20 protein-coding genes and 1 pseudogene are annotated in these 24,819 nt (G+C 55.1%); 15 read left to right on the forward strand and 6 right to left on the reverse strand.

Going from position 1 to position 24,819, the window contains the following annotated elements; all coding sequences use genetic code 11:
• Positions 1–315: 315 nt before the first annotated feature.
• Positions 316–1,878: a 4-hydroxyphenylacetate 3-monooxygenase, oxygenase component gene (gene hpaB / locus FHC49_RS13950; protein WP_035896538.1), complete on the forward strand. Its 1,563-nt coding sequence runs from the start codon at positions 316–318 to the stop codon at positions 1,876–1,878.
• A gap of 19 nt (positions 1,879–1,897) precedes the next feature.
• Entirely contained in the window at positions 1,898–2,413 is a 516-nt protein-coding gene (locus FHC49_RS13955) for a 4-hydroxyphenylacetate 3-monooxygenase reductase subunit (RefSeq protein ID WP_220440097.1), read from the forward strand.
• A gap of 277 nt (positions 2,414–2,690) precedes the next feature.
• Here FHC49_RS13955 and FHC49_RS13960 read toward each other — a convergent pair whose 3' ends face one another.
• Positions 2,691–2,990, reverse strand: a complete 300-nt coding sequence (locus tag FHC49_RS13960; RefSeq protein WP_185667218.1) for a hypothetical protein — start codon at positions 2,988–2,990, stop codon at positions 2,691–2,693.
• 81 nt (positions 2,991–3,071) lie between these two features.
• Here FHC49_RS13960 and FHC49_RS13965 point away from each other — a divergent pair, with 81 nt between their 5' ends.
• From FHC49_RS13965 to tauD, 8 genes and pseudogenes are all read left to right on the forward strand, one after another.
• Positions 3,072–4,370, forward strand: a complete 1,299-nt coding sequence (locus tag FHC49_RS13965; protein WP_223883162.1) for a diguanylate cyclase — start codon at positions 3,072–3,074, stop codon at positions 4,368–4,370.
• 105 nt (positions 4,371–4,475) lie between these two features.
• Positions 4,476–5,597 carry a cupin domain-containing protein gene (locus FHC49_RS13970; protein WP_185667217.1) on the forward strand — a complete coding sequence of 374 codons (1,122 nt, stop codon included), beginning with the start codon at positions 4,476–4,478 and terminating at the stop codon, positions 5,595–5,597.
• A gap of 223 nt (positions 5,598–5,820) precedes the next feature.
• Entirely contained in the window at positions 5,821–7,230 is a 1,410-nt protein-coding gene (gene mmuP / locus FHC49_RS13975; RefSeq protein ID WP_185667216.1) for an S-methylmethionine permease, read from the forward strand.
• Entirely contained in the window at positions 7,217–8,149 is a 933-nt protein-coding gene (mmuM, locus tag FHC49_RS13980) for a homocysteine S-methyltransferase (RefSeq protein ID WP_220440098.1), read from the forward strand. Before mmuP ends, mmuM begins: the two co-directional genes overlap by 14 nt.
• Positions 8,150–8,365: 216 nt before the next feature.
• Positions 8,366–9,330, forward strand: a pseudogene (tauA, locus tag FHC49_RS13985) (taurine ABC transporter substrate-binding protein).
• Between the two features lie 10 nt (positions 9,331–9,340).
• Complete coding sequence (gene tauB / locus FHC49_RS13990) at positions 9,341–10,108, forward strand: taurine ABC transporter ATP-binding subunit (protein ID WP_185667319.1); 768 nt, start codon at positions 9,341–9,343, stop codon at positions 10,106–10,108.
• On the forward strand, positions 10,105–10,932 hold the full coding sequence (gene tauC, locus FHC49_RS13995; RefSeq protein ID WP_220440099.1) for a taurine ABC transporter permease TauC: 828 nt from the start codon (positions 10,105–10,107) through the stop codon (positions 10,930–10,932). The genes tauB and tauC overlap by 4 nt, the downstream gene beginning before the upstream one ends.
• Positions 10,929–11,780, forward strand: a complete 852-nt coding sequence (tauD, locus tag FHC49_RS14000; RefSeq protein WP_220440100.1) for a taurine dioxygenase — start codon at positions 10,929–10,931, stop codon at positions 11,778–11,780. Before tauC ends, tauD begins: the two co-directional genes overlap by 4 nt.
• A 56-nt stretch (positions 11,781–11,836) precedes the next feature.
• On the opposite strand, the gene FHC49_RS14005 is transcribed toward tauD, so the two are convergent.
• Complete coding sequence (locus FHC49_RS14005) at positions 11,837–13,555, reverse strand: lysophospholipid acyltransferase family protein (protein WP_220440101.1); 1,719 nt, start codon at positions 13,553–13,555, stop codon at positions 11,837–11,839.
• 215 nt (positions 13,556–13,770) lie between these two features.
• The gene (gene hemB / locus FHC49_RS14010) at positions 13,771–14,745 is read right to left on the reverse strand and encodes a porphobilinogen synthase (RefSeq protein ID WP_035895610.1); all 975 of its coding nucleotides are present in this window, start codon (positions 14,743–14,745) and stop codon (positions 13,771–13,773) included.
• Positions 14,746–15,274: 529 nt separating this feature from the next.
• On the opposite strand from hemB, the gene ehaB reads away from it, so the two are divergent.
• Both ehaB and FHC49_RS14020 read left to right on the forward strand, forming a co-directional pair.
• Complete coding sequence (gene ehaB / locus FHC49_RS14015) at positions 15,275–18,199, forward strand: autotransporter adhesin EhaB (RefSeq protein ID WP_185667210.1); 2,925 nt, start codon at positions 15,275–15,277, stop codon at positions 18,197–18,199.
• 92 nt (positions 18,200–18,291) lie between these two features.
• The gene (locus tag FHC49_RS14020) at positions 18,292–18,918 is read left to right on the forward strand and encodes a helix-turn-helix domain-containing protein (RefSeq protein WP_220440102.1); all 627 of its coding nucleotides are present in this window, start codon (positions 18,292–18,294) and stop codon (positions 18,916–18,918) included.
• Here FHC49_RS14020 and ampH read toward each other — a convergent pair.
• Positions 18,915–20,072, reverse strand: coding sequence for a D-alanyl-D-alanine-carboxypeptidase/endopeptidase AmpH (gene ampH, locus FHC49_RS14025; RefSeq protein ID WP_220440103.1), 1,158 nt, complete (start codon positions 20,070–20,072; stop codon positions 18,915–18,917). The genes FHC49_RS14020 and ampH overlap by 4 nt on opposite strands.
• 331 nt (positions 20,073–20,403) lie before the next feature.
• Between ampH and sbmA the strand changes: the two genes are divergently transcribed.
• Both sbmA and FHC49_RS14035 read left to right on the forward strand, forming a co-directional pair.
• On the forward strand, positions 20,404–21,627 hold the full coding sequence (sbmA, locus tag FHC49_RS14030) for a peptide antibiotic transporter SbmA (protein ID WP_220440104.1): 1,224 nt from the start codon (positions 20,404–20,406) through the stop codon (positions 21,625–21,627).
• Positions 21,628–21,658: 31 nt separating this feature from the next.
• The gene (locus tag FHC49_RS14035) at positions 21,659–22,762 is read left to right on the forward strand and encodes a DUF1615 domain-containing protein (RefSeq protein WP_185667206.1); all 1,104 of its coding nucleotides are present in this window, start codon (positions 21,659–21,661) and stop codon (positions 22,760–22,762) included.
• Here the strand turns inward: FHC49_RS14035 and FHC49_RS14040 are convergent.
• A complete protein-coding gene (locus FHC49_RS14040; protein WP_185667205.1) occupies positions 22,759–23,061 on the reverse strand; it encodes a DUF2755 family protein in 303 nt (100 codons plus the stop codon). The two genes, FHC49_RS14035 and FHC49_RS14040, sit on opposite strands and share 4 nt — an antisense overlap.
• Before the next feature lie 249 nt (positions 23,062–23,310).
• Here FHC49_RS14040 and FHC49_RS14045 point away from each other — a divergent pair, with 249 nt between their 5' ends.
• Positions 23,311–23,505 carry a DUF2754 family protein gene (locus FHC49_RS14045; protein ID WP_185667204.1) on the forward strand — a complete coding sequence of 65 codons (195 nt, stop codon included), beginning with the start codon at positions 23,311–23,313 and terminating at the stop codon, positions 23,503–23,505.
• A gap of 77 nt (positions 23,506–23,582) precedes the next feature.
• Here FHC49_RS14045 and ddlA read toward each other — a convergent pair whose 3' ends face one another.
• Positions 23,583–24,683 carry a D-alanine--D-alanine ligase gene (gene ddlA, locus FHC49_RS14050; RefSeq protein ID WP_185667203.1) on the reverse strand — a complete coding sequence of 367 codons (1,101 nt, stop codon included), beginning with the start codon at positions 24,681–24,683 and terminating at the stop codon, positions 23,583–23,585.
• Positions 24,684–24,819 lie beyond the last annotated feature (136 nt).

Below are 24,819 nucleotides of genomic sequence, written 5' to 3' on the forward strand. Positions count from 1 at the left end.
CTCAGTCCAGGGCATAGCGAGTCTCCTCTTCTATGCCAGTTATAACTGTTACCCATGTATCCGGTCTAAAGTGTTACCTATGTTTCCGGTTTGTACCTTCGCTTGGCCGGGCTACATATGCGTGTAGCCCGGCCAAGCGAAGCGCCGCCGGGAGCCGCACCAAACCCTACCCAGATCACAGAACCACCCCTCGCCCGAAAAGTACCAGCCGTTGACCCAAAAGTCTCTTCACCGTCTGCCCTTTAAACGCTTCAATTACGAAACAAGAACAAAACATAAATTTAACAAATCCGATGAATACTGGAGTGTACCCGAATGAAACCTGAAGATTTCCGCGCAGACACTAAACGCCCGTTAACCGGTGAAGAGTACCTGAAAAGCCTGCAGGATGGCCGTGAGATCTACATCTACGGCGAACGCGTCAAGGATGTCACCACCCACCCTGCGTTCCGCAACGCGGCGGCCTCGGTGGGCCAGCTGTACGATGCGCTGCACAAACCGGAAATGCAGGACAAGCTGTGCTGGAACACCGATACCGGCAGCGGCGGCTACACTCACAAATTCTTCCGCGTGGCGAAAAGTGCCGACGACCTGCGCCAGCAGCGCGACGCCATCGCCGAGTGGTCACGTCTCTCCTACGGCTGGATGGGGCGCACCCCGGACTACAAAGCGGCCTTCGGCAGCGCGCTGGGCGCGAACCCGGCGTTCTACGGCCAGTTCGAGCAGAACGCCCGCCACTGGTACTCGCGCATTCAGGAAACTGGCCTGTACTTCAACCACGCGATCGTCAACCCGCCAATTGACCGTCACAAGCCAGCGGATGAAGTGAAAGATGTCTACATCAAGCTGGAAAAAGAGACCGATGCCGGGATTATCGTCAGCGGCGCGAAAGTGGTGGCGACCAACTCGGCGCTGACTCACTACAACATGATTGGCTTTGGCTCCGCGCAGGTGATGGGCGAAAACCCGGACTTCGCGCTGATGTTCGTCGCGCCGATGGATGCCGAAGGCGTGAAGCTGATTTCCCGCGCTTCCTACGAGCTGGTGGCGGGCGCAACTGGTTCACCGTACGACTATCCGCTCTCCAGCCGCTTTGACGAGAACGACGCGATCCTGGTGATGGATAAAGTACTGATCCCGTGGGAAAACGTGCTGATCTACCGCGATTTCGATCGCTGCCGTCGCTGGACGATGGAAGGCGGTTTTGCCCGTATGTATCCGTTGCAGGCGTGCGTACGTCTGGCGGTGAAGCTCGACTTTATTACCGGCCTGCTGAAGAAATCGCTGGAGTGTACCGGCACTTCTGAGTTCCGCGGCGTGCAGGCGGATCTTGGTGAAGTGGTGGCATGGCGCAACATGTTCTGGGCGCTGAGCGACTCCATGTGCTCTGAAGCGACCCCGTGGGTTAACGGCGCGTACCTGCCGGACCACGCGGCGCTGCAAACCTACCGCGTGATGGCCCCGATGGCCTACGCCAAGATCAAAAACATCATTGAACGTAACGTCACCAGTGGGCTTATCTACCTGCCGTCGAGCGCCCGTGACCTGAACAACCCGCAGATCGACCAGTACCTGGCGAAGTACGTGCGCGGCTCCAACGGGATGGATCACGTCGAGCGTATCAAGATCTTAAAACTGATGTGGGATGCGATCGGCAGCGAGTTCGGCGGCCGCCACGAGCTGTATGAAATTAACTACTCCGGTAGCCAGGATGAGATCCGCCTGCAGTGTCTGCGTCAGGCGCAAACCTCCGGCAACATGGACAAAATGATGGCGATGGTCGATCGCTGCCTGTCTGAATACGATCAGAACGGCTGGACGGTGCCACACCTGCACAACAACGCTGATATTAATCTGCTGGATAAGCTGCTGAAGTAATTCGCAGCGGGAGGTCACAATGCAATTAGATGAACAACGTCTGCGTTTTCGCGATGCCATGGCCAGCCTGTCGGCCGCCGTTAACGTCGTCACCACCGAAGGGGAAGCGGGCCGCTGCGGCATCACCGCCACTGCGGTTTGTTCGGTAACGGATTCACCGCCGTCGGTGATGGTCTGTATCAACGCTAACAGTGCGATGAACCCGGTATTCCAGGGTAACGGCAAACTGTGCATCAACGTGCTCAACCACGAGCAGGAGATCATGGCCCGTCACTTCGCCGGGATGACCGGTATGGCGATGGACGAGCGCTTCGGGCTCTCCGGCTGGCAGCGCGGCGCGCTGGAGCAACCGGTGCTGAAAGGGTCGCTGGCAAGCCTGGAGGGCGAAATTCGTCAGGTGCAGACCATCGGTAGCCATCTGGTCTATCTGGTGGAGATTCAGAACATTGCATTGGGGGAAGCGGAGAGCCACGGGCTTATCTATTTCAAACGCCGTTTTCATCCGGTGATGATGGAAGCGGAAGCGTTAGTCTAACCCTCTCTCTTGTTGCCCGGACAAGGCGCGTAAGCGCCGACTCCGGGTTTTACCCTGCCTCTACCTACCGCTCTACTTATCAGAATCAAATAAATATTTAAAATATCAGGCGTAGGGATATTTGTTGGATTGAGAAATAAAGGGGCTGTTGATATTTTTGGCAGAAGGGAAGGCTGTCTGAAGTATTATTTATATCGCTTTTATATGAGATGGAAACTATTTTCCCTGCGCACTAATACATTAGTGCTATAAACCAATCAAAGTACGTGCTTCGTTATTATTTATCAGTGTCTTTTTTTAATCGTGATAATGCGCACTTTATCATCTCTTCCGCACGCTGACGGGCAAAATTAGCCAACGTCGTTTTGCTAAAATGCTGACCGCAGCCAGCGCAGCATAAAGGATATTCGTCAGCGGAGTTCGTTATTTTTTCAACATCGGTAATTTCTGTTGTATGGTTACATTTAGGACATGAATATTTTATTAAAATCACAAACCGGCCTCCTTTATTCTTGCTATAAAATAGTTCAATAGCACATATTGTTAAAGCATTTGTGATTATTAAATAGCCACTCATTATGTGTTGGTTGATGAAGTGGTTGTTTTTTAACCGTGCAGTAAAGCAAGCGGGGCGCTAACGGAAAAGGACGGGAAAGCAATGGATAAGCAATTCGCGCAGGGGAGTATGAGCGCAGCCGATAAGCTCGCGGATCTTCTCAACCACAATACGGATTGGATCTGGGAGGTTGACGCGCAGGGGCGCTATGTGTGGGTATCCAACGTGGTGAATAACCTGCTGGGCTACTCGCCTGAAGAGGTGCTGGGCCGCGCACCGTTTGATTTTATGGAACCGGCAGAGTCAGAGCGGGTACAGAAATTCTTTGGCGATGTTCTGGCTTCCCGGCAGCCCTTCAACGGCATGATTAACCGCAACCGTCGGGCAGATGGCAGCGCGGTAATCATCGAAACCAGCGGCATTCCGCTTTTTGATGCCGAGGGAGAGTTAACCGGGTATCGCGGTATCGACCGCGACATCTCGCAGCTTGGTGAACGGGTATTGCAGCTGGAGTCTATCTACCAGAACACGCCGCTGGCGCTGTGCGTGATCAATCGTTTTGGACAGCTCACCAAAGCGAATAAAGCGATGGGCGAGCTGCTTGGGCAGCCGGAAGATGTGCTGATTGGCCAGTGTCTGCGGGATATTATGCCGGAATGGAATCTGTTGTTTCAGCAGGATTTTATTCGTCTTGATGCCGGAGAGGAAATCACCAGCAAAGAAGTATTCCTCTACGGACGCTACTTCTATATTAAGCCAATGCCGGTGTATGACGCGGGCGGAAACGTGGCGGGGATCTCCTCCGCGTGGATGGACATTACCGACCGCAAACTGGCGGAACAGCAGCTCGCCAGCGCTAACCAGGTACTGCTGCAGTACGCCGAGCGGGACCATCTGACCGGATTATTTAACCGCCGCTACATGGACGAACGGCTTAACTATGAGATTACCCGCGCCCAGCGTGAGGGGGCATCACTCTCACTGTGTATGGCCGACCTCGATTTTTTCAAACGCTATAACGATACCTACGGCCATCAGGCGGGCGACCGCGTGCTGAAGGCCGTGGCGGACGCGTTGAAGGGCGGGCTGAGGCCGGACGATAGCGTCAGCCGCTATGGCGGCGAAGAGTTTTTAATCATGCTGCCGGATACCGGTGCAGAGGGGGCGCGAGCGGTGGCCGAACGTCTGCGCGAACGGGTGATGGATCTGAATATCGAACATGAAACCAGCCCGCTTGGCGGCGTGCTGACCATCAGCCTTGGCGTGATGACCTGGGATGCGCCGCTGTATGTTTGCAGCATCCAGAGCCCGGCGGATATTGGTGCCGAGCTTATCCACAGCAGCGATGCGGCGCTTTATCGCGCCAAACAGCAGGGGCGTAACCGCGTTGTCGCGGTGTAAGCATAGGGCTCGGCAATTGATTCGCCACATTGATTCACCACAAAGAGGCCCGCAGCGGGCCTCTTTATAATCGGGCCTACTCCTCTACTGTGATGGTAAAGAAACATGGCTTATCAACTGAACCTCAACTGGCCGGAATTTTTAGAAAAATACTGGCAGAAGCAACCGGTCGTCCTGAAGAACGCGTTCCCGAACTTCGTTGACCCGATTACCCCGGATGAACTGGCCGGTCTGGCAATGGAGATGGAAGTCGATAGCCGTCTGGTCAGCCACGCCGACGGCAAATGGCAGGCCAGCAACGGCCCGTTTGAAGATTTTGACCATCTGGGTGAGGAAAACTGGTCACTGCTGGCGCAGGCGGTGAACCACTGGCATGAACCTTCCGCCGAACTGGTGCGTCCGTTCCGCGTGCTGCCGGACTGGCGGCTGGATGACCTGATGATCTCCTTCTCGGTACCGGGCGGCGGCGTCGGGCCGCACATTGACCCGTACGACGTATTTATTATCCAGGGCATGGGCCGCCGTCGTTGGCGTGTGGGCGATGCGCTGCCGTTAAAACAGCACTGCCCGCACCCGGCGTTGCTGCATGTCGAACCCTTTACGCCAATTATCGAAGTGGAAATGGAACCGGGCGATATTCTCTATATTCCGCCTGGATTCCCGCACGATGGTTATACCTTTGAAGCGACGCTGAACTACTCCGTTGGCTTCCGTGGGCCGAACGGTCGCGATCTGATCAGCAGCTTTGCGGACTACGCGTTGGAAAACGATCTGGGTGAGAAGTACTACACCGACCCGGATCTGACCTGCCGCGAACACGCGGGGAAAGTGGAAGATCATGAGCTGGAGCGTCTGCGCACCATGATGATCGATATGATCCGCCAGCCGGATGATTTTAAGCAGTGGTTCGGCAGCTTTATCAGCACGCCGCGTCATGAGCTGGATCTGGCACCAGCCGAGCCGCCGTACGAGCCGGAAGAGGTTGCTGCCGCGCTGGAAGACGGTGAAACCCTGCGTCGTCTGAACGGCCTGCGGGTGCTGAATATCGGCGGCTGCTTCTTTATTAACAGCGAGCGGGTGGAGACCTGCGCGCCACAGGCGATGGATGCGCTGAGCCGCTATACCGAAGTGAATAGCACGTTGCTCGGCGAGGCGTTGCATAATCCTGCTTTTGTGGTGGAGCTGACGGCGTTGATTAATCAGGGGTACTGGTTCTTCGACGAGTAATCGGTGAGGGTGCGCGTTGTACCCTCACCCCGGCCCTCTCCCTGGAAGGGAGAGGGAGAAAAGCGGTCCCCTCGCCCCTACGGGGAGAGGGTTAGGGTGAGGGGGAAAACCCCGCACCCTCCCTCATTTCTGGTGATCCCCCCGCTTTGCAATTGACCCGCAATCGTTGTATAACCTCCTTCTGATTTGGATGTTTAGATGTCCATACGTTTAGAAGGTAATAATGCAAAACACAACACAACAACAAGGTGGGCAGTTAAAGCGCACCATGAAAACCCGCCACCTGATTATGCTGTCGCTGGGTGGCGTTATTGGCACAGGGCTGTTTTTCAATACCGGCTATATCATCTCCACCACCGGCGCGGCGGGTACGCTGCTGGCCTATCTGATTGGCGCGCTGGTCGTCTGGCTGGTGATGCAGTGTCTTGGCGAACTGTCGGTGGCGATGCCGGAAACCGGCGCGTTTCACCTTTACGCCTCACGCTACCTTGGCCCGGCCACCGGCTACACCGTGGCGTGGCTCTACTGGCTCACCTGGACGGTGGCGCTCGGTTCGAGCTTTACCGCCGCCGGTTTCTGTATGCAGTACTGGTTCCCGCAGGTACCGGTGTGGATCTGGTGTCTGCTGTTCTGCGTACTCATTTTCGGCCTTAACGTCATTTCGACCCGCTTCTTTGCCGAAGGCGAGTTCTGGTTCTCGCTGGTGAAGGTCATCACCATCGTGGCGTTTATCATCCTTGGTGGCGCGGCTATCTTTGGCTTTATTCCGATGCAGGACGGCTCGCCCGCACCGGGGCTGTCGAACATTACCGCTGAGGGCTGGTTCCCGCACGGCGGGCTGCCTATCCTGATGACCATGGTGGCGGTGAACTTTGCTTTCTCGGGCACCGAGCTTATCGGTATTGCCGCAGGGGAAACCGAGAACCCGCACAAGGTGATTCCGGTCGCCATTCGCACCACTATTGCGCGGCTGATTATCTTCTTTATCGGTACCGTGTTTGTGTTAGCGGCGCTGATCCCGATGCAGCAGGCGGGCGTGGAAAAGAGCCCGTTCGTGCTGGTATTTGAAAAGGTGGGGATTCCGTACGCGGCGGATATTTTCAACTTCGTGATTCTGACGGCGATACTTTCGGCGGCGAACTCCGGGCTGTATGCCTCAGGCCGCATGTTGTGGTCGCTCTCCAATGAACGCACGCTGCCGCGCTGCTTCTCGCAGCTGACCAAAAACGGCGTGCCGCTGGTGGCGCTGTCGGTCAGTATGCTCGGCGGGCTGCTGGCGCTGTTCTCAAGCATCGTTGCGCCGGATACCGTGTTTGTCGCACTGTCGGCAATTTCTGGCTTTGCGGTGGTGGCGGTGTGGATTAGCATCTGCGCCTCGCACTTTATGTTCCGCCGTCGTCATTTGCAGCAGGGGAAAGCGTTGAGCGAACTGCACTACCGCGCGCCGTGGTACCCGCTGGTGCCGGTGCTGGGCTTTGTGCTCTGCGTGGTGGCCTGTCTTGGCCTGGCTTTTGACCCTTCGCAGCGGATTGCGCTGTGGTGCGGGATCCCGTTTGTGGCGCTGTGTTATGGTGCCTACTATCTCACACGTTCACGCCCGACCGAGGAGGCGCCGCAGCATGCCGCAGAATAATCCCTTAACCTCAATTCTGACCGACCATCCCTTTGTACTGCTCGACGGCGCGATGGCCACCGAGCTGGAGGCGCGCGGCTGCGACCTGGCCGACAGCCTGTGGTCGGCGAAAGTGCTGATGGAAAATCCGCAGCTGATTTATGACGTGCATCTCGACTACTTCCGCGCCGGGGCGCAGGTAGCGATTACTGCCAGCTATCAGGCGACGCCGGACGGCTTTGCCGCGCGTGGGCTCAATGAAGCGCAGGCCCGCTCGCTGATTGCCAAAAGCGTGGAGCTGGCGAAGCAGGCTCGTGACTCGTACCGTGCGGAAAACCCGGCGGCGAAGGGGCTGCTGATTGCCGGTTCCGTGGGGCCGTATGGGGCTTACCTGGCGGACGGTTCGGAGTATCGCGGCGACTACCAGCGCAGTGCGCAGGTGTTCCAGGATTTCCATCGCCCGCGCATTGAGGCCTTGCTGGAGGCGGGCGTTGACCTGCTGGCCTGTGAAACCCTGCCGTCGTTTGATGAAATTCGTGCGCTGGCTCAACTGCTGGAAGCGTACCCGGTAGCGCAGGCATGGTTCTCGTTTACCCTGCGCGATGCTCAGCACCTGAGCGACGGCACGCCGCTGCGCGACGTGCTGGCGCTACTGGCGGACTATCCGCAGATTCTGGCGGTGGGCATTAACTGTATCGCGCTGGAAAATACCGTCGAGGCGCTGGAATGTCTGCACAGCCTGACGCCGCTGCCGCTGGTGGTCTATCCCAACTCCGGCGAGCACTACGATGCGGTAAGTAAAACCTGGCATCACCACGGCGAAGCCTGCGCCACGCTGGAAGGCTATCTGCCGCAGTGGCTGGCGGCCGGGGCGAAGCTGATTGGCGGCTGCTGCCGGACCACGCCGAAGGATATTGCGGCGCTGAAGGCGCACTGCTGAACCTGAGTTTTCCCGGCGTCACTGCGTTCGGCCGGGCTACGAATCATCGGTAGCCCGGGCAAGCGCCAGCGACCCCGGGGAAATCCCACCCTCCAACTATCTTTTGCCACTTTTCTTCTAAAAACGAATTGGAATTAACAAGCATTTTTAATTCCTTTATCAAATACCCCGCGCCGGAAATACTGCCCACATAACAAGACATGGGAGCAGGACATTATGGCAATCGCATCGCGTTTCACCGTTATCGCCGCTACGCTGGCACTGTTGGCATTCCAGGCGCAGGCCGTGGACGTCACCATCGCCTACCAAACCTCCGCCGAGCCCGCCAAAGTGGCGCAGGCGGATAAAACCTTCGAAAAGCTGAGCGGTGCAAAACCGGACTGGCGCAAGTTTGACAGCGGCGCGAGCATCGTGCGCGCGCTGGCTTCCGGCGACGTTCAGATTGGCAACCTCGGCTCAAGCCCGCTGGCCGTTGCCGCCAGTCAGCAGGTGCCGATTGAGGTTTTCCTGCTGGCCTCACAGCTCGGTAACTCCGAAGCGCTGGTGGTGAAAAAAGCCATCAGCAAGCCTGAAGACCTGATTGGCAAACGCATTGCCGTACCGTTTATCTCTACACCCACTACAGCCTGCTGGCGGCACTCAAACATTGGGGTATTAAGCCGGGTCAGGTACAGATCCTGAACCTGCAGCCACCGGCGATTATTGCCGCCTGGCAGCGTGGTGATATTGACGGTGCCTACGTGTGGGCACCGGCGGTGAACGAGCTGGAAAAAGACGGCACCGTGCTGACTGACTCCTCCAAAGTCGGTGAGTGGGGCGCGCCAACGCTCGATGTCTGGGTCGTGCGCAAAGACTTTGCCGACAAACATCCAGACGTGGTGAAAGCCTTCGCCAAAAGCGCAATTGAGGCCCAGCGCGGCTATATCGACAACCCGGATAAATGGCTGGCCCAGCCGGAGAACATCAGCAAGCTGGCGCGCCTGAGCGGCGTTCCTGAAGCGGACGTTCCGGGGCTGGTGAAGGGCAACACCTATCTCACCGCCGAACAGCAGGCGCAGGCGCTTAACGGCCCGGTGAATAAGGCGATTGTCGATACCGCGCAGTTCCTCAAAGAGCAGGGCAAAGTCCCGGCGGTGGCGACCGACTACAGCCAGTACGTTACCGACCGTTTTGTGAAGTAAGGAGGTCATGATGCTGCAAATCTCGCATCTTTCTGCCGACTACGGCGGTAAACCGGCGCTGGCGGATATCAATCTCACGCTGGATAGCGGTGAACTGCTGGTGGTGCTGGGGCCCTCTGGCTGCGGTAAAACCACGCTGCTGAACCTGATTGCCGGATTCGTGCCGTATCAGCACGGCAGCATCATCCTTGATGGAAAACACGTTGATGGCCCGGGGGCCGAGCGCGGCGTGGTCTTTCAGAATGAAGGGCTACTGCCGTGGCGCAATGTGCAGGATAACGTCGCGCTGGGGCTGCAGCTGGCTGGGGTGAACAAAACCGAGCGTCGGGAGATTGCCGCGCTGATGCTGAAAAAGGTCGGGCTGGAGGGGGCTGAAAAACGCTTTATCTGGCAACTCTCCGGCGGCCAGCGCCAGCGAGTGGGCATTGCCCGCGCGCTGGCGGCGAACCCGCAGTTGCTGCTGCTGGATGAGCCGTTCGGCGCGCTCGATGCCTTTACCCGCGAGCAGATGCAAACCCTGTTGCTCAAGCTGTGGCATGAAACCGGTAAAAAGGTGTTGTTGATTACCCATGACATCGAAGAAGCGGTGTTTATGGCGACCGAACTGGTGCTGCTGTCGCCGGGGCCGGGCCGCGTGCTGGAGCGTTTATCCCTCGATTTTGCCCGCCGGTTTGTCGCCGGGGAATCGTGCCGCAGCATTAAGTCTGACCCGCAGTTTATTGCTCAGCGTGAATACGTGCTGAGCCGAGTGTTTGAGCAACGGGAGGCGTTCTCATGAGCGTGGTGATTAACGATAAACCGCGGACGCGCGTGCTGAAGCTGCGCTGGCCGCTCTCGCGCCACCTGACGCTGAGCCTCGCTACGCTGTTGGTGCTGTTGGTTATCTGGTGGGCGGTCGCAGCGGCGCATTGGGTTAGCCCGCTGTTTTTACCGGCACCAGGGCAGGTGCTGAATAAGCTGCTGACCATCGCCAGCCCACAGGGGTTTATGGATGCCACGCTGTGGCAGCATCTGGCGGCGAGCCTTGGACGTATCGTCGTGGCGCTGTTGGCGGCGACGATCATCGGCATTCCGGTGGGGATCGCCATGGGTCTGAGCCCGACGGTCCGCGGGATCCTCGACCCGTTGATTGAGCTTTACCGCCCGGTGCCGCCGCTGGCCTATTTGCCGCTGATGGTTATCTGGTTTGGGATCGGTGAAACCTCGAAGATCTTGTTGATCTACCTGGCGATTTTCGCCCCAGTGGCGATGTCGGCACTGGCGGGGGTGAAAAGCGCGCAGCAGGTACGTATTCGTGCCGCGCAATCTCTCGGTGCCAGCCGCGCTCAGGTATTGTGGCTGGTGATTTTACCCGGCGCGCTGCCGGAGATTCTGACCGGACTGCGCATTGGGTTAGGCGTGGGCTGGTCGACGCTGGTGGCCGCCGAGCTTATCGCGGCGACCCGCGGGTTAGGTTTTATGGTGCAGTCCGCCGGGGAGTTTTTAGCCACCGACGTGGTGCTGGCCGGCATCGCGGTGATCGCGATTATCGCTTTTAGTCTGGAACTCGGGCTGCGTGCGCTTCAGCGCCGTCTGACCCCCTGGCATGGAGAAATACAATGAGTGAACGTCTGGCAATTACCCCGCTGGGGCCGTATATCGGTGCACAGATTTCCGGCGCGGACCTGACCCGTCCGCTGAGCGATAACCAGTTTGAACAGCTGTATCACGCGGTGCTTCGCCATCAGGTCGTTTTCCTGCGCGAACAGTTGATCACCCCGGAGCAGCAGCGTGAACTGGCGCTGCGCTTTGGTGACCTGCACATTCACCCGGTTTACCCACATGCGCCGGGCGTGGACGAGATTATCGTGCTGGATACTCACGACAATAATCCGCCGGATAACGACAACTGGCATACCGATGTCACCTTTATTGAGACGCCGCCTGCCGGGGCCATTCTGGCGGCGAAAGAGCTGCCGTCTACCGGCGGTGACACGCTGTGGACCAGCGGCATTGCGGCCTATGATGCGCTCTCCGAGCCGTTTAAGGCGCTGCTAAGCGGCCTGCGTGCCGAGCACGATTTCCGTAAATCGTTCCAGGAGTATAAGTACCGCAAAACCGAAGAGGAGCACCAGCGCTGGCAGGAAGCGGTCGCCAAAAATCCACCGTTGCTGCACCCGGTGGTGCGCACTCATCCGGTGACCGGCAAGCAGGCGCTGTTTGTGAACGAAGGGTTTACCACGCGCATAGTCGACGTGACGGAAAAAGAGAGCGAGGCGTTGCTGAGTTTCCTGTTTACTCACGTCACTAAGCCGGAGTTTCAGGTGCGCTGGCGCTGGCAGCCAAACGATGTGGCGATTTGGGATAACCGGGTAACGCAGCATTACGCGAATGCGGATTATCTGCCGCAGCGGCGGATTATGCATCGGGCGACGATTTTGGGGGATAAGCCGTTTTATCGCGCGCCTTGAGATCCCGGGGTCACTGCGTTCGCCCGGGCTACAGAACCGTAGCCCGGACGAGGCGTTTACGCCGACTCCGGGGTATTCAAATGCGCCCCGATATACCGCTGATACCGATTCGCCTTCAGGTAGGTCAAATCCACTAACACCAGCCCATCCACGCAGTTGTTAAACTCCGGGTCGCTGCCAAAGTCGATAAACTGCACGCCGCCGGGTTCGCACACTTCCGAATACTGCTTATAAAGCGGCGGAATACCGCAGCCGAGGTTGCCGAGCAGCGATTTTAGCCGCGTCAGATCTTCGCTGTAATCTTCACCGCCAAACTGCGCCAGCACATCGGGAAGCGAAGCGGGATATGGTCTGCGTGACTCCGCCAGCGGATGTGTGGCCGGGAACCATAGGCGGTAAAAGGCAACCAGCAGGTCCCGTGCCGACGGCGGCAGGCCACCGGAGATGGAGACTGGGCCAAACAGATAGCGATAGTGCGGATAACGCGCCAGATAGGCACCGATACCGGACCACAAATAATCCAGCCCGCGGCGGCCCCAGTAGCGCGGCTGAATAAAGCTACGCCCCAGCTCAATCCCGTGTTGCAGAATGTCGTCCATTCGTGCGTCGTAGTGGAACAGGCTGTAGCTGTAAATGCCATCCAGCCCGCGCTTTTCTAACTGCATGGCGGTAGGCATAAAGCGATAGGCGCCGACGATTTCCAGATCCTCTTCATCCCAAAGAATCAGATGCAGATAGTCATCATCATAGCCATCGACATCGCGGCGCTTACCGCTCCCTTCACCCACCGCCCGGAAGGCAATTTCACGCAGGCGTCCCAGCTCGCGCAGCAGCGGCGCGTCCTCCTGGCCCTTACGTTGCCACAGGTAAATCACTTTGCCATCTGCCGTGCGTCCCAGACACTCCGCTTGGCTCAGTTCGCGCTTCAGTAAGGCGCGGGCTTCCGGGCGTGCGATGGCGCTTTCGGTTTTAAATATCCCCGGCAGTCCTTTACCTAACAGATGAACGTGGCGATAGCATTTCTCGGTCATTTCGCGCGACGTGGCCTGTGGGTTAAACCACGCGGACCAGGCGATCTGCTCGCCAATCGTCACCGGCAGGCTGCCGTTACGGCGGCGGAACATTTGCTGCATCAACAGCAGCAGCGGCAGATGTTGTGATATCAACGTGCTGGCGTAGAACAGGGCGCTATTACGACCGTCGATCCATGCCGGTAGCAGCGGCGCGCGGTATTTGGCCGCGAGCTTAATAAAGCCGGAATGCCATTTTTTATCGCGGATACCCCGGCGCGTGAGTCGTGACACTTCGCCTGCCGGGAAGAAAATCAGTACACCGCCGTTTTGCAGCTGAGCATCCATCTGCTGAAGCGCCGCTTTTGAGGTGCGACCGTTGATATTATCAACCGGAATAAACAGCGAGCTGAGCGGTTCAAGGTGGGTAAGCATACGGTTGGTGACGACTTTCACATCGCGACGCACGCGGGAAACCGCGTAGAGCAGGGCCAGACCATCGAGCGTGCCGGTAGGGTGGTTGGCGACGATGACCAGTGGGCCATTTTCAGGGATTTGTTCCAGGCAGCGAACCGGAACCGCGCAGTCAATATTGAGATGTTCCAGCACCTGTTCGACGGTATCTAACCCTTTCAGGTGGCGGTGGCGTGCGGCAAACTGTTGAAATTCTTCTTCATGCAGCAATTTCTTCAGAACTTTTTTCTGCCAGGGGGCGGGCCTCGCCTGAGGCCACAGGTCATCGAGTACGTTGTCGAGACTAAACATGGTGGCTCCTCCTCCGTCATGCTGTGACAGTAGAAGGGAGATATGTCGGTTGTATGGCGGTTTGGTGACGTTTTGAGGGGCATTGAAATGTAGTGCAGCGCCGCCGGGAAAACCCGGAGTCGGCGTAAACGCCTCGTCCGGGCTACATGATCAACGCTGTATTTTCTAAACGTAGCCCGGCCAAGCGTAGCGCCGCCGGGAAATTCAGCGCGTGATTAACGCAAGATTTTCTTCTCGGCTAAGTCGAGCGCAAAGTAGCTAAAGATAAGGTCCGCGCCCGCGCGTTTGATGGCGCCCAGGCTTTCCAGCACCACTTTCTCTTCATCAATTGCCCCGGCCTGCGCGGCGAATTTAATCATCGCGTATTCACCGCTCACCTGGTAGGCGCCAATCGGCAGCTCGGTACGCTCGCGGATATCGCGCAGGATATCGAGGTACGCGCCCGCCGGTTTCACCATCAGGCAGTCGGCGCCCTGAGCTTCGTCCAGCAGCGACTCACGAATCGCCTCGCGGCGGTTCATTGGGTTCATCTGATAGGTTTTACGATCGCCCTTCAGCGCGGTGCCAGCTGCTTCACGGAACGGGCCGTAGAAGGAGGAGGCGAATTTGGTGGAGTAGGACATGATGGCGGTATCAGTGAAGCCTGCCGCATCAAGCGCCTGGCGAATGGCCTGCACCTGACCATCCATTGCCGCAGAAGGGGCGATAAAGTCCGCGCCTGCTGCCGCGGCAACGACGGCCTGCTTGCCGAGGTTGGCAAGGGTCAGATCGTTATCAACGCCGTGGTCGCACAGCACGCCGCAGTGGCCGTGGGAGGTGTATTCGCAGAAGCAGGTATCGGACATGACGATCATCTCCGGTACGGTCTGCTTGCAGATGCGCGACATGCGCGCCACCAGGCCGTCTTCTTTCCAGGCATCGCTGCCGGTGTCATCGGTGTGGTGGGAGATCCCAAAGGTCATCACCGAGCGTATGCCGGCGTTAGCAATGCGTTCAATCTCGCGGGCCAGATGCTTTTCTGGAATGCGCATCACGCCTGGCATTGCCTCAATGGCTTTGTAATCGTTGATTTCTTCTTCAACAAAAATCGGCAACACCAGGTCATTTAAGCTCAGTGTTGTCTCTTCAAACATAGCGCGCAGCGCAGGAGATTTGCGCAGGCGACGGGGGCGATGGAGTAAGTCTGTCATGGTATGCCTGATGTTTGTGAAACAAGGAACGCTATTGTAACCGAATCAGGGCGAAGATGTTTTACCAAAGTGGTGCTTATGCGGTTGGTGGTGACTAGGGGCTCAGTGAATGTAAGAAGTGGCTTAATAATAATCTGGGTGGATAATTTTATATTCTTATTATCCTTTTAAGATATATATAATTTGTGTGGTTTCATTCTATTTATAGATACAATTTTTAAGTGTTTCACTGTGTATGGTTTTTATAATTTGTTTTTTATTCACTTGTTGAATTTTAAATGTTTTATTTATTTACTAAAATATGCGTAATTTTATTTTAACTTGTTGATTTTTATCATTTTGGTTGTTTTCGTTTATTTGTCGTGCAAGCGGTTTTATTTATTTATTGTGTCCGGATTCGAACTATGCATAAACTATAATTGAACCATTTGTCATGAGCGTCGCATAATTCTCTCCGCATACATAGAAATGTTTTATTGCAATTGTTAATTGATGGACCAACATATATATCCCTGAGGAGGGATGACAAATGCACTCCTGGAAAAAGAAACTTGTAGTATCACAATTAGCATTGGCCTGCACTTTGGCGCTCGCTTCTCAGGCAAATGCTTCTACCGATATCTCTGGCACCACCTACACCACCTTTAACCACTATAACGACTCAACTTATTCTGACGGCGTTTACTTTAATGGTTATGCAGGCTGGAACAACTACGCGACCGATAGCGTTTATAACGGCAATATCTATCCGGTAATTAATAACGCTACCGTTAACGGCGTGATTTCTACCTATTATCTGGATGATGGTCTTTCTACCAACACCAATACCAACAGCCTGACCATTAAAAACAGCACCATCCACGGCATGATCACTTCTGAGTGCATGACCACCGATTGCGCCGATCGTGATGCAACCGGTTATGTCTACGATCGTCTGGCGCTGACCGTTGATAACTCAACCATCGATGATAACTACGAACATTATACTTATAATGGCACGTATACTGATAACACTGCAGATACTCACGTCGTTAATGTATATGACCTGGGCACTGCGATCACGCTGGACCAGGAAGTTGATTTGGTTATCAAAAATAACTCCCATGTTGCTGGTATTACCCTGACTCAGGGTTATGAGTGGAGTGACGTTGACGATAATACCGTTAGCACCGGCGTTAACAGCAGCGAAGTGTTCACCAACACTATCAATGTGACTGATTCTACCGTGACCTCTGGTTCATGGTCTGATGAAGGCACCTCCGGCTGGTTCGGTAATAACGGCAACGCAAGCGATTATAGCGGTTCCAGCTTCAACGCTGATGACGTTGCTATTTCTGCTATTGCTAACCCGTATGCAGATAACGCGATGCAGACCACCGTTAACCTCGATAACTCGACTCTGAACGGCGACATCCTTTTCTCCAGCAACTTTGACGAGAACTTCTTCCCTAACGGCGCTGACAGCTATCGCGATACCGATTCCACCGTTGACACGAACGGCTGGGACGGTACAGACCGTATGGATGTTACCCTGGATAACGGCAGCAAGTGGGTCGGCGCGGCAATTTCTGCGCACCAGGTTGACACTGACGGTGATGGCGTTTACGACAGCTATGCGGCAGGTACTGAAGCCACTGCTACGCTGATTGACGTTGCGGCTAACAGCCTGTGGCCGTGGTCAACCTATGGGATTGATAACAGCAATACCGCTTATGATGAAGACGGTCACGTTGTTGGCAAAAACGTCTACCAGAGTGGCCTGTTCAATGTGACCCTGAACAATGGCTCACAGTGGGATACGACTAAAACCTCTCTGATCGACACCCTGAGCATTAACAGCGGTTCTGTCGTTAACGTTGCTGATTCTACGCTGATTTCCGACACCATCTCTCTGACCGGTGGTTCCGCGCTTAATATCAACGAAGATGGCCATGTTGCGACTGATGAACTGACCATCAACAACAGTACCGTCACTATTGCTGATGATGTTGCTGCCGGTTGGGGCGTAGGCGATGCAGCACTGTATGCCAACACCATCAACGTCACCAACAGCGGCGTTCTGGATGTGGGTAACAGCACCGCGTATGCGCTGCAGACCGACACGCTGAATCTGACCAGCACCACAAACGCTAACGGTAAGGTGAAGGCTGGCGTATTCGATATTCATAGCAACAACTTTGTGCTGAATGCCGATCTGACCAACGACCGTACCAACGACACCACCAAATCTAACTATGGCTACGGTGTTATCGCCATGAACTCTGACGGTCACCTGACCATCAACGGTAACGGTGATTCAGATACCTCTTCCGATCTGTCTGAAGTGGATAACTCTGGTGATAGCGTTGCAGCAGCGAGCGGTAACTATAAAGTTCGTATCGATAACGCAACAGGTAAAGGTTCCATTGCTGATTACAAAGGCAATGAGCTTATCTACGTTAACGATCAGAACAGCACCGCCACCTTCTCTGCGGCAAACAAAGCCGATCTGGGTGCTTACACCTATCAGGCTAAGCAGGTTGGCAACACGGTAGTGATGGAACAGACTCGCCTGACCGACTACGCGAATATGGCGCTGAGCATCCCATCTGCTAACACCAACATCTGGAACCTGCAGCAGGATGCCCTGAGCACCCGTCTGAACACGGCTCGTCACGGCTTCACCGACAACGGCGGCGCATGGGTCAGCTACTTTGGCGGTAGCTTCAGTGGTGACAACGATGCCATCAACTACGACCAGGATGTCAACGGCATCATGGTGGGTGTGGACTCTAAGATCGACGGCAATAATGCACAGTGGATCGTCGGTGCCGCTGCTGGCTTCGCGAAAGGCGACATGAATGAACGTACTGGTCAGGTTGACCAGGACAGCCAGTCTGCCTACATCTACTCCAGCGCTCGTTTCGCAAACAACATCTTTGTTGATGGCAACCTGAACTACAGCCGCTTCAACAACGATCTGACTGCAAACATGAGCGACGGCACCTATGTTGATGGTAACTCCACTGCAAATGCATGGGGCTTCGGTCTGAAAATGGGCTACGACTGGAAAATCAACGACGCGGGTTACGTGACTCCGTACGGTGCAATTTCTGGTCTGTTCCAGTCTGGCGATCACTATCGTCTGAGCAACGATATGAAAGTTCAGGGCCAGGACTACGACAGCATGCGCTATGAACTCGGTTTCGATGCCGGTTACAGCTTCAACTTTGGCGACCAAGCGGTATCTCCGTACTTCAAACTGGCTTACGTGTATGACGATTCCAGCAACGATGCCACCGTTAATGGCGACAGCATCGACAACGGCGTGAAAGGTTCAGCGGTTCGCGTTGGTCTGGGTAGCCAGGTTAGCTTCACCAAGAACTTCAGCGCTTACACCGGTGTGAACTACCTCGGCGGCGGCGATGTTGATCAGGATTGGGCGGCTAACGCCGGTGTGAAATACACCTGGTAATCCTCATAACACCGGGAAGGAGACTTTCCGGTGTTTTACGCTTTATTCCACGCCCGTCATGATGACGGGCTTTTTTGCAGGGATTGCATAACATGCCTTCTTCAAGCAAGCCGCTCAATGAATTCATGGCTCTTGATAAAAAACTGTCTCAAATCGGGACGCGCTTCCAGATTGCTGCTGGGGAGATGCTTCTTCCTGCCAATTGCACCATGAATGATGTCACGGTTGTCGTTCAGCAGGGCGCGGTGTCGCTGCACCGCAGTGAGGGGCATATTCTGTACGGCATCGTACACAGTCCGTCGATTTTTGGTCTGGCGGCTGCTGCTAATACCATCCGTAATGAATACCAGTTGGTCGCAGAGAGCAACTGCCGTGGTTACTATCTTCCGTCACGGGAAACGCTCAAGTGCCTGGAGCGCTATCAGCTATGGCGAGAAGCATTTTACTGGATGACATGGCAAATCCGGATGCTGGAAATGCGTGACAGACAGCTCATTGGCGCCAACCATTACCACCAGATCCGCTCGACGCTGCTGACGATGATCGACTGGGATGAAGATATCCGTTCGCGAATGGGGGTGCTGAGCTATATTCAGCAGCGCACGCGAATCTCACGTTCAGTCATAGCCGAAGTGCTCTCCGCGTTACGCAAAGGGGAGTATATCGAGATGGAGAAAGGCAAACTCGTTAGCATCACGCGCTTGCCTACTCACTATTAAGACGCCGGAATGACGGCAGCTTTGTTGCCGCTCAGTTCGGTTACCAACTCGTTGATACCGTCGCTCATATTCACAAAGCGGGTAAGCGGAGAACGCGTGACCACCACAAATGCGCCCACGTTAGCCTGAGGTATCATCGCCATATAAGTGATAAAACCGCCGCCACCGCCGGTTTTCTGGATAATACCCGGTCGGCCATTTTTCGGCGCCATATAGACCCAGCCTAACCCTAATGCATCAGCATGACCCGGAACGTCCATACCCACCACGCGGGTGAGTTGATTACGCTTGTAAACCAGGGTTTGCATGCGATCGGCCTGACTGCTGCGATGATAGAAATCCGATGAAAGATACTGCTGCATCCAGCGCATCATATCGCCCGGCGTGGAATAAACGCCGCCGCTGCCCATTGCCGCGAGGGTGTTATTGCACGGGCTTGCCCCTTTTTCCGCGACCATCAGACGACCACATTGATCCGGTGAGGGGGTAAAGGTGGTGTCCTTCATGCCCAGCGGACGGGCAATCTGCTCTTCAAACAGCTGCGGATAAGGCTTATGCGTGGCGTTGCCCAGCGCATCGGCCAACAGGTCAAACGCTAGATTCGAATAGCTCGCCTGTGATCCTGGCGCGGCATGCAGTTTTGCTGTGGAGAGATAGCTCCAGCGCTGAGACTGCGTTGGCCAGACGAAGACCGGGCGATTAGCCGCACCGCCTGGCATTTCGCGCGGCAGGCTGCTGGTATGGGTTGCCAGATTGACCAGGGTTATCGGCGTGCCGTTATAGGTTGGAACACGTGCACCCGGCGGGGCATATTTGCTGAGCGGATCGTCAAGCTTCACCACGCCCTGGTCGAGCAGTTTTACCAGCATCTCGCTGGTCATTAGCTTACTCAGTGAGGCAATACGGATAACGGAATCGAGCTGGGGATGCACGTTGTTGCCTGGGCGCGTCTCGCCAAAGCTTCTGAACACCCGCTGGTTACCATCGATAACCACCAGTGCCATACCGGTTGCACCGCTGCCGTAATAAATATGATTGGCGTAGCGGTCAACAATATCGGACGCAAACGCGGGGGTGGTAAGAGGCTGAGCGGCCTGCACCGAGGTCAATGACGCCACGCAGAGCGCGGCAGAAAAAAGCAGACTACGTTTCAACGGATGCATCCATAAATAGAAATGGGGAAGTAATGCGTATTTATACTAAAAATACAATGAATCGGCATCTGGCACAGCGCCATTAAACGGTATGATAGCGGGAAAAACGTAACCGAGCGTAAATGCAGAGATTATTCATTGAGGTGGATACGCACTTTTGTGATCCGGCGCGTATGATACATACGATGCCGTCTGGCGAACTCTATCGCCATTTTCAGGTCTGATTGCACAGTTACATCGCCTAATACCTCTTTACGGTAAAAATGATCCGTAGCGGTATTCTGTTGTCACAGCACAAAGCAGAATCATAAGAAGTTAGCAGGAGAGCACTATGTTTAAGTCTTTTTTCCCTAAGCCGGGTCCATTTTTTCTCTCGGCATTTATTTGGGCAATGGTAGCGGTCATTTTCTGGCAGGTGGGCGGCGGCAGCTACTTACTTCGCCTGACGGGCGCGAGTAACGATGTTCCGATCAGCGCCGCGCGCTTCTGGTCGATGAACTACCTGATCTTTTATGCTTACTATCTGGTGTGCGTTGGCTTGTTTGCTGGCTATTGGTTTATTCGCAGCCCGCATCGCTGGCAGTACTGGTCCATACTGGGCACCGCGCTCATCATCTTCGTGACATGGTTTATGGTGGAAGTCGGCGTGGCGATTAACGCCTGGTATGCACCGTTCTACGACCTCATCCAGACCGCATTGGCAACGCCGAACAAAGTCTCGATTAACCAGTTTTACCAGGAGATCGGTATCTTCCTGGGGATTGCGCTTATCGCCGTGGTGATTGGGGTACTGAATAACTTCTTTGTCAGCCATTATGTCTTCCGCTGGCGTACGGCGATGAACGAACACTATATGACACACTGGCAGCATCTGCGTCATATCGAAGGTGCCGCGCAGCGTGTGCAGGAAGATACGATGCGCTTTGCCTCGACGCTGGAAGATATGGGCACCAGCTTTATCAATGCCATTATGACACTGATTGCCTTCCTGCCGGTGCTGGTAACGCTCTCGGCGCACGTTCCTGACCTGCCGATTATTGGCCATGTTCCTTATGGGCTGGTGATTGCGGCTATCGTCTGGTCGCTGATGGGGACTGGGATGCTGGCTGTGGTGGGGATCAAACTGCCGGGGCTGAACTTTAAGAATCAGCGTGTCGAAGCGGCTTATCGTAAAGAACTGGTGTACGGTGAAGATGATGCGAGCCGCGCGACGCCGCCAACCGTGCGAGAACTGTTTAGCGCGGTACGTCAGAACTACTTCCGCCTTTACTTCCATTACATGTACTTCAATATCGCCCGCATTTTGTATCTGCAGGTGGATAACGTTTTCGGGTTGTTCCTGCTGTTTCCGTCAATTGTTGCCGGTACGATTACGCTCGGCCTGATGACGCAGATTACCAACGTTTTCGGCCAGGTACGTGGGTCATTCCAGTACCTGATTAGCTCCTGGACCACGCTGGTGGAACTGATGTCCATCTACAAACGTCTGCGCAGCTTTGAGCGAGAACTGGATAATAAAGACATACCGGATGAGATTGCTCAGCCGCAGGCTTAATAAAAACGCTTTAATTTTATAAGGATATCTTATGGCGATTGCCGCATCGCGCTACCTTGCGCTCCCTGTGCCTTTCCTGGCGGTACTGCTCAGCGCCTGTACCAGCCAGCAGGCACCCACGATGAAGGCGGGAGAAAAACCGGTAGATGTGGCAAGCGTCGTGCGGCAAAAAATGCCGGCCAGCGTGAAGGATCGCGATGCCTGGGCGCAGGCGCTGGCGAAAACGTTTGAAAGCCAGAAGCTTGCACCAACCGAGGAAAATATCTGTTCGGTGCTGGCGGTGGCGCAGCAGGAGTCTAACTACCAGGCAGATCCGGCGGTGCCGGGGTTAAGCAAAATTGCCTGGCAGGAGATCGATCGTCGTGCCGAGAAAATGCATATCCCCGTCTTCCTGGTGCATACGGCGCTGAAAATTAACTCTCCTACCGGTAAGAGCTACAGTGAACGGCTGGATACGGTCAAAACGGAAAAACAGCTCAGCGCTATTTTTGATGACTTTATCGGTATGGTGCCGATGGGGCAGAAGCTGTTCGGCTCGTTGAATCCGGTACACACCGGAGGGCCGATGCAGGTAAGCATCGCCTTTGCCGAGCAGCACCAGAACGGCTATCCATGGAAGATGGACGGTACCGTGCGTCAGGAGGTCTTTACCCTGCGCGGAGGCCTGTGGTTTGGTACTTATCATCTGCTGAATTATCCGGCTAGCTACACGGCGCCGATTTATCGTTTTGCTGATTTTAACGCTGGCTGGTATGCCAGCCGTAATGCGGCATTCCAGTACGCGGTGAGCAAGGCCACTGGCGTGAAACTGGCGCTCGACGGTGATGTGATTCTCTACGGTAGCGATGAGCCGGGCAGCACGGAAATGGCGGTCAGAAAGCTTGCCAGCAAGCTTTCGCTCAGCAATAGCGACATCCATCGTCAGTTGCAAAAAGGCGATAGCCAGGCGTTTGAAACTACGGCGCTCTATCAAGGGGTTTATAAAATTGCGGAGCAGAAGGCGGGTAAATCGCTGGCAAAAGAGATGTTGCCGGGGATTCAGCTTGAAAGCCCGAAGATCACCCGTAAATTAACCACGGCGTGGTTTGCAAAACGGGTGGATGAGCGTCGGGCCAAATGTATGGCCATCAATTAATCGTGATGACGCAGGCGGCGTACGAGGGAGACCACGCCCAGAATAGCGCAGCCTGCCAGGAACGGCACCACGCCAAATAGCGTACTCACGCCAAGGCCAATTTCAACGCGCGGGCGACCACTGTCCTGCATTTGCATCAGATGTTCATAGACACCGGGTGCGTGAACCACCAGAGTCAACAGTTGCGCGCCGACCGAAAAGCAGAGCAGAACGAAAAGCGCGTAGGCCAGATTGCCTGAGGCGGAGGAGTCCCTCTTTTTCCCACTGAACATGAGTTTTGACAACGTGAAATCTGTCATTGAGACCTCCAGGATAACGTAAATGCCGATCGTTTCGTGATACTGGGGTGAGTGTGGCAGCAGAAAGGGATTGTCAATATCGGATTTATGGTAAATTTTGAGCAGGAATAGTCCTGGATTATCATTCAGGCTTATTGATTGTCCGTTTCCGGCTTGACGTTAATTGATTTAACATCTGCGAATTGTTGTTTACACCACAGACGCTGACGCGGGTTTATGGCATCATCGTTTTTTTATGCTGGAGCCGCTATGAACCTGCCTGCAAAAATTCGCCGTGACTGGCATTACTATGCCTTTGCCATTGGTCTTATCTTTATTCTGAACGGGATTGTCGGGCTGCTCGGGTTCGAGGCTAAAGGCTGGCAAACCTATGCCGTGGGGATGGTGACCTGGGTGATTAGCTTCTGGCTGGCTGGTTTTATCATTCGCCGTCGAGAAGAGTAATTTGTTTTGCGAATGTATTTCCGACGTCGCTGCACAACCGGTAGCCCGGCCGAGCGCAGCGACACCGGGGAAAAGCCTTAGTCGTTCATCGACGTTTTCAGCGCCTTATCGGCCTGATGACGTTCCAGCGCCAGCTCAATCAAACGCGTAATCAGCGAGGTGTAATCCAGACCGCTGGCCTGCCACAGTTTTGGATACATGCTGATATTGGTGAAGCCCGGCAGGGTGTTGATTTCGTTAATCACCACCTCGTTGTTTTCGGTCAGGAACACGTCAACGCGCGCCATCCCGCTGCAGCCTAAGGTCTGGTAGGCTTCAATCGCAACATGACGAATCTTGTCGTTCACTTCGGCGGAGATCGCCGCCGGAACCACCACTTTCGCGCCGTTATCGTCAATATACTTGGTGTCGTAGGCGTAGAATTCGCTGTTCAGGACGATTTCGCCACAGGTGCTGGCCTGCGGGTCATCGTTGCCAAGCACCGCGCACTCAATTTCACGCCCTTTAATGCCCTGTTCAACCACCACTTTGTGGTCAAATTCAAACGCCAGCGCCACGGCCTGTTGATACTGTTCGGCACTGTTCACCTTGCTGACGCCGACGGATGACCCCTGGTTTGCCGGTTTAACGAACAGCGGCAGACCGAGCTTCGCTTTAATCTCATCGAACGAGAAGCTGTCACGGGTGCGACGGGTTAACGTCACAAACGGCGCGATAGAAAGCCCGGCGTCGCGCAGCAGACGCTTGGTGACGTCTTTATCCATACAGGCAGCGGAACCCAGGACGTCAGAGCCGACGAACGGCAGGTTTGCCATACGCAGCATGCCCTGCAGGGAACCGTCTTCACCCAGGGTGCCGTGAACAATCGGGAAAATCACATCGATGGCATCCAGCGGTTGGCCGCTTGCAGCATTGATCATCTGCTGATGCGCTTTGCCAGGGATATGGGCTAGCGTGATATCGGAAGGGCGTAGCGCGATATGGGCAGGATCGTGGGCGTTTAACAGGTAGTTTTGCGCATCGCTGATGTGCCACTGCCCCTGCTTATCGATCCCCAGCAGAACGACCTCAAAACGCGTCTTATCAATCGCTTCTACGATATTTTTAGCAGACTGTAGGGAGACTTCGTGCTCCGCTGATTTGCCGCCAAAAACAATCCCAACCCGCAACTTTGCCATCTCAAATTCCATCCATTCCAAACGCAAAGCACATAACATACCACGGGTGCGGGGAGGCATCTGCCTTTTCCATATCAAAGTGCGTAAATCGCAGGCGGAGCTTAAGAATAAGTGACTGCATAATAGCGTCTGAAGC

The organism is Kluyvera sp. EC_51, assembly GCF_019584505.1.
GTDB classification, from domain to species: Bacteria; Pseudomonadota; Gammaproteobacteria; order Enterobacterales; family Enterobacteriaceae; genus Kluyvera; species Kluyvera sichuanensis.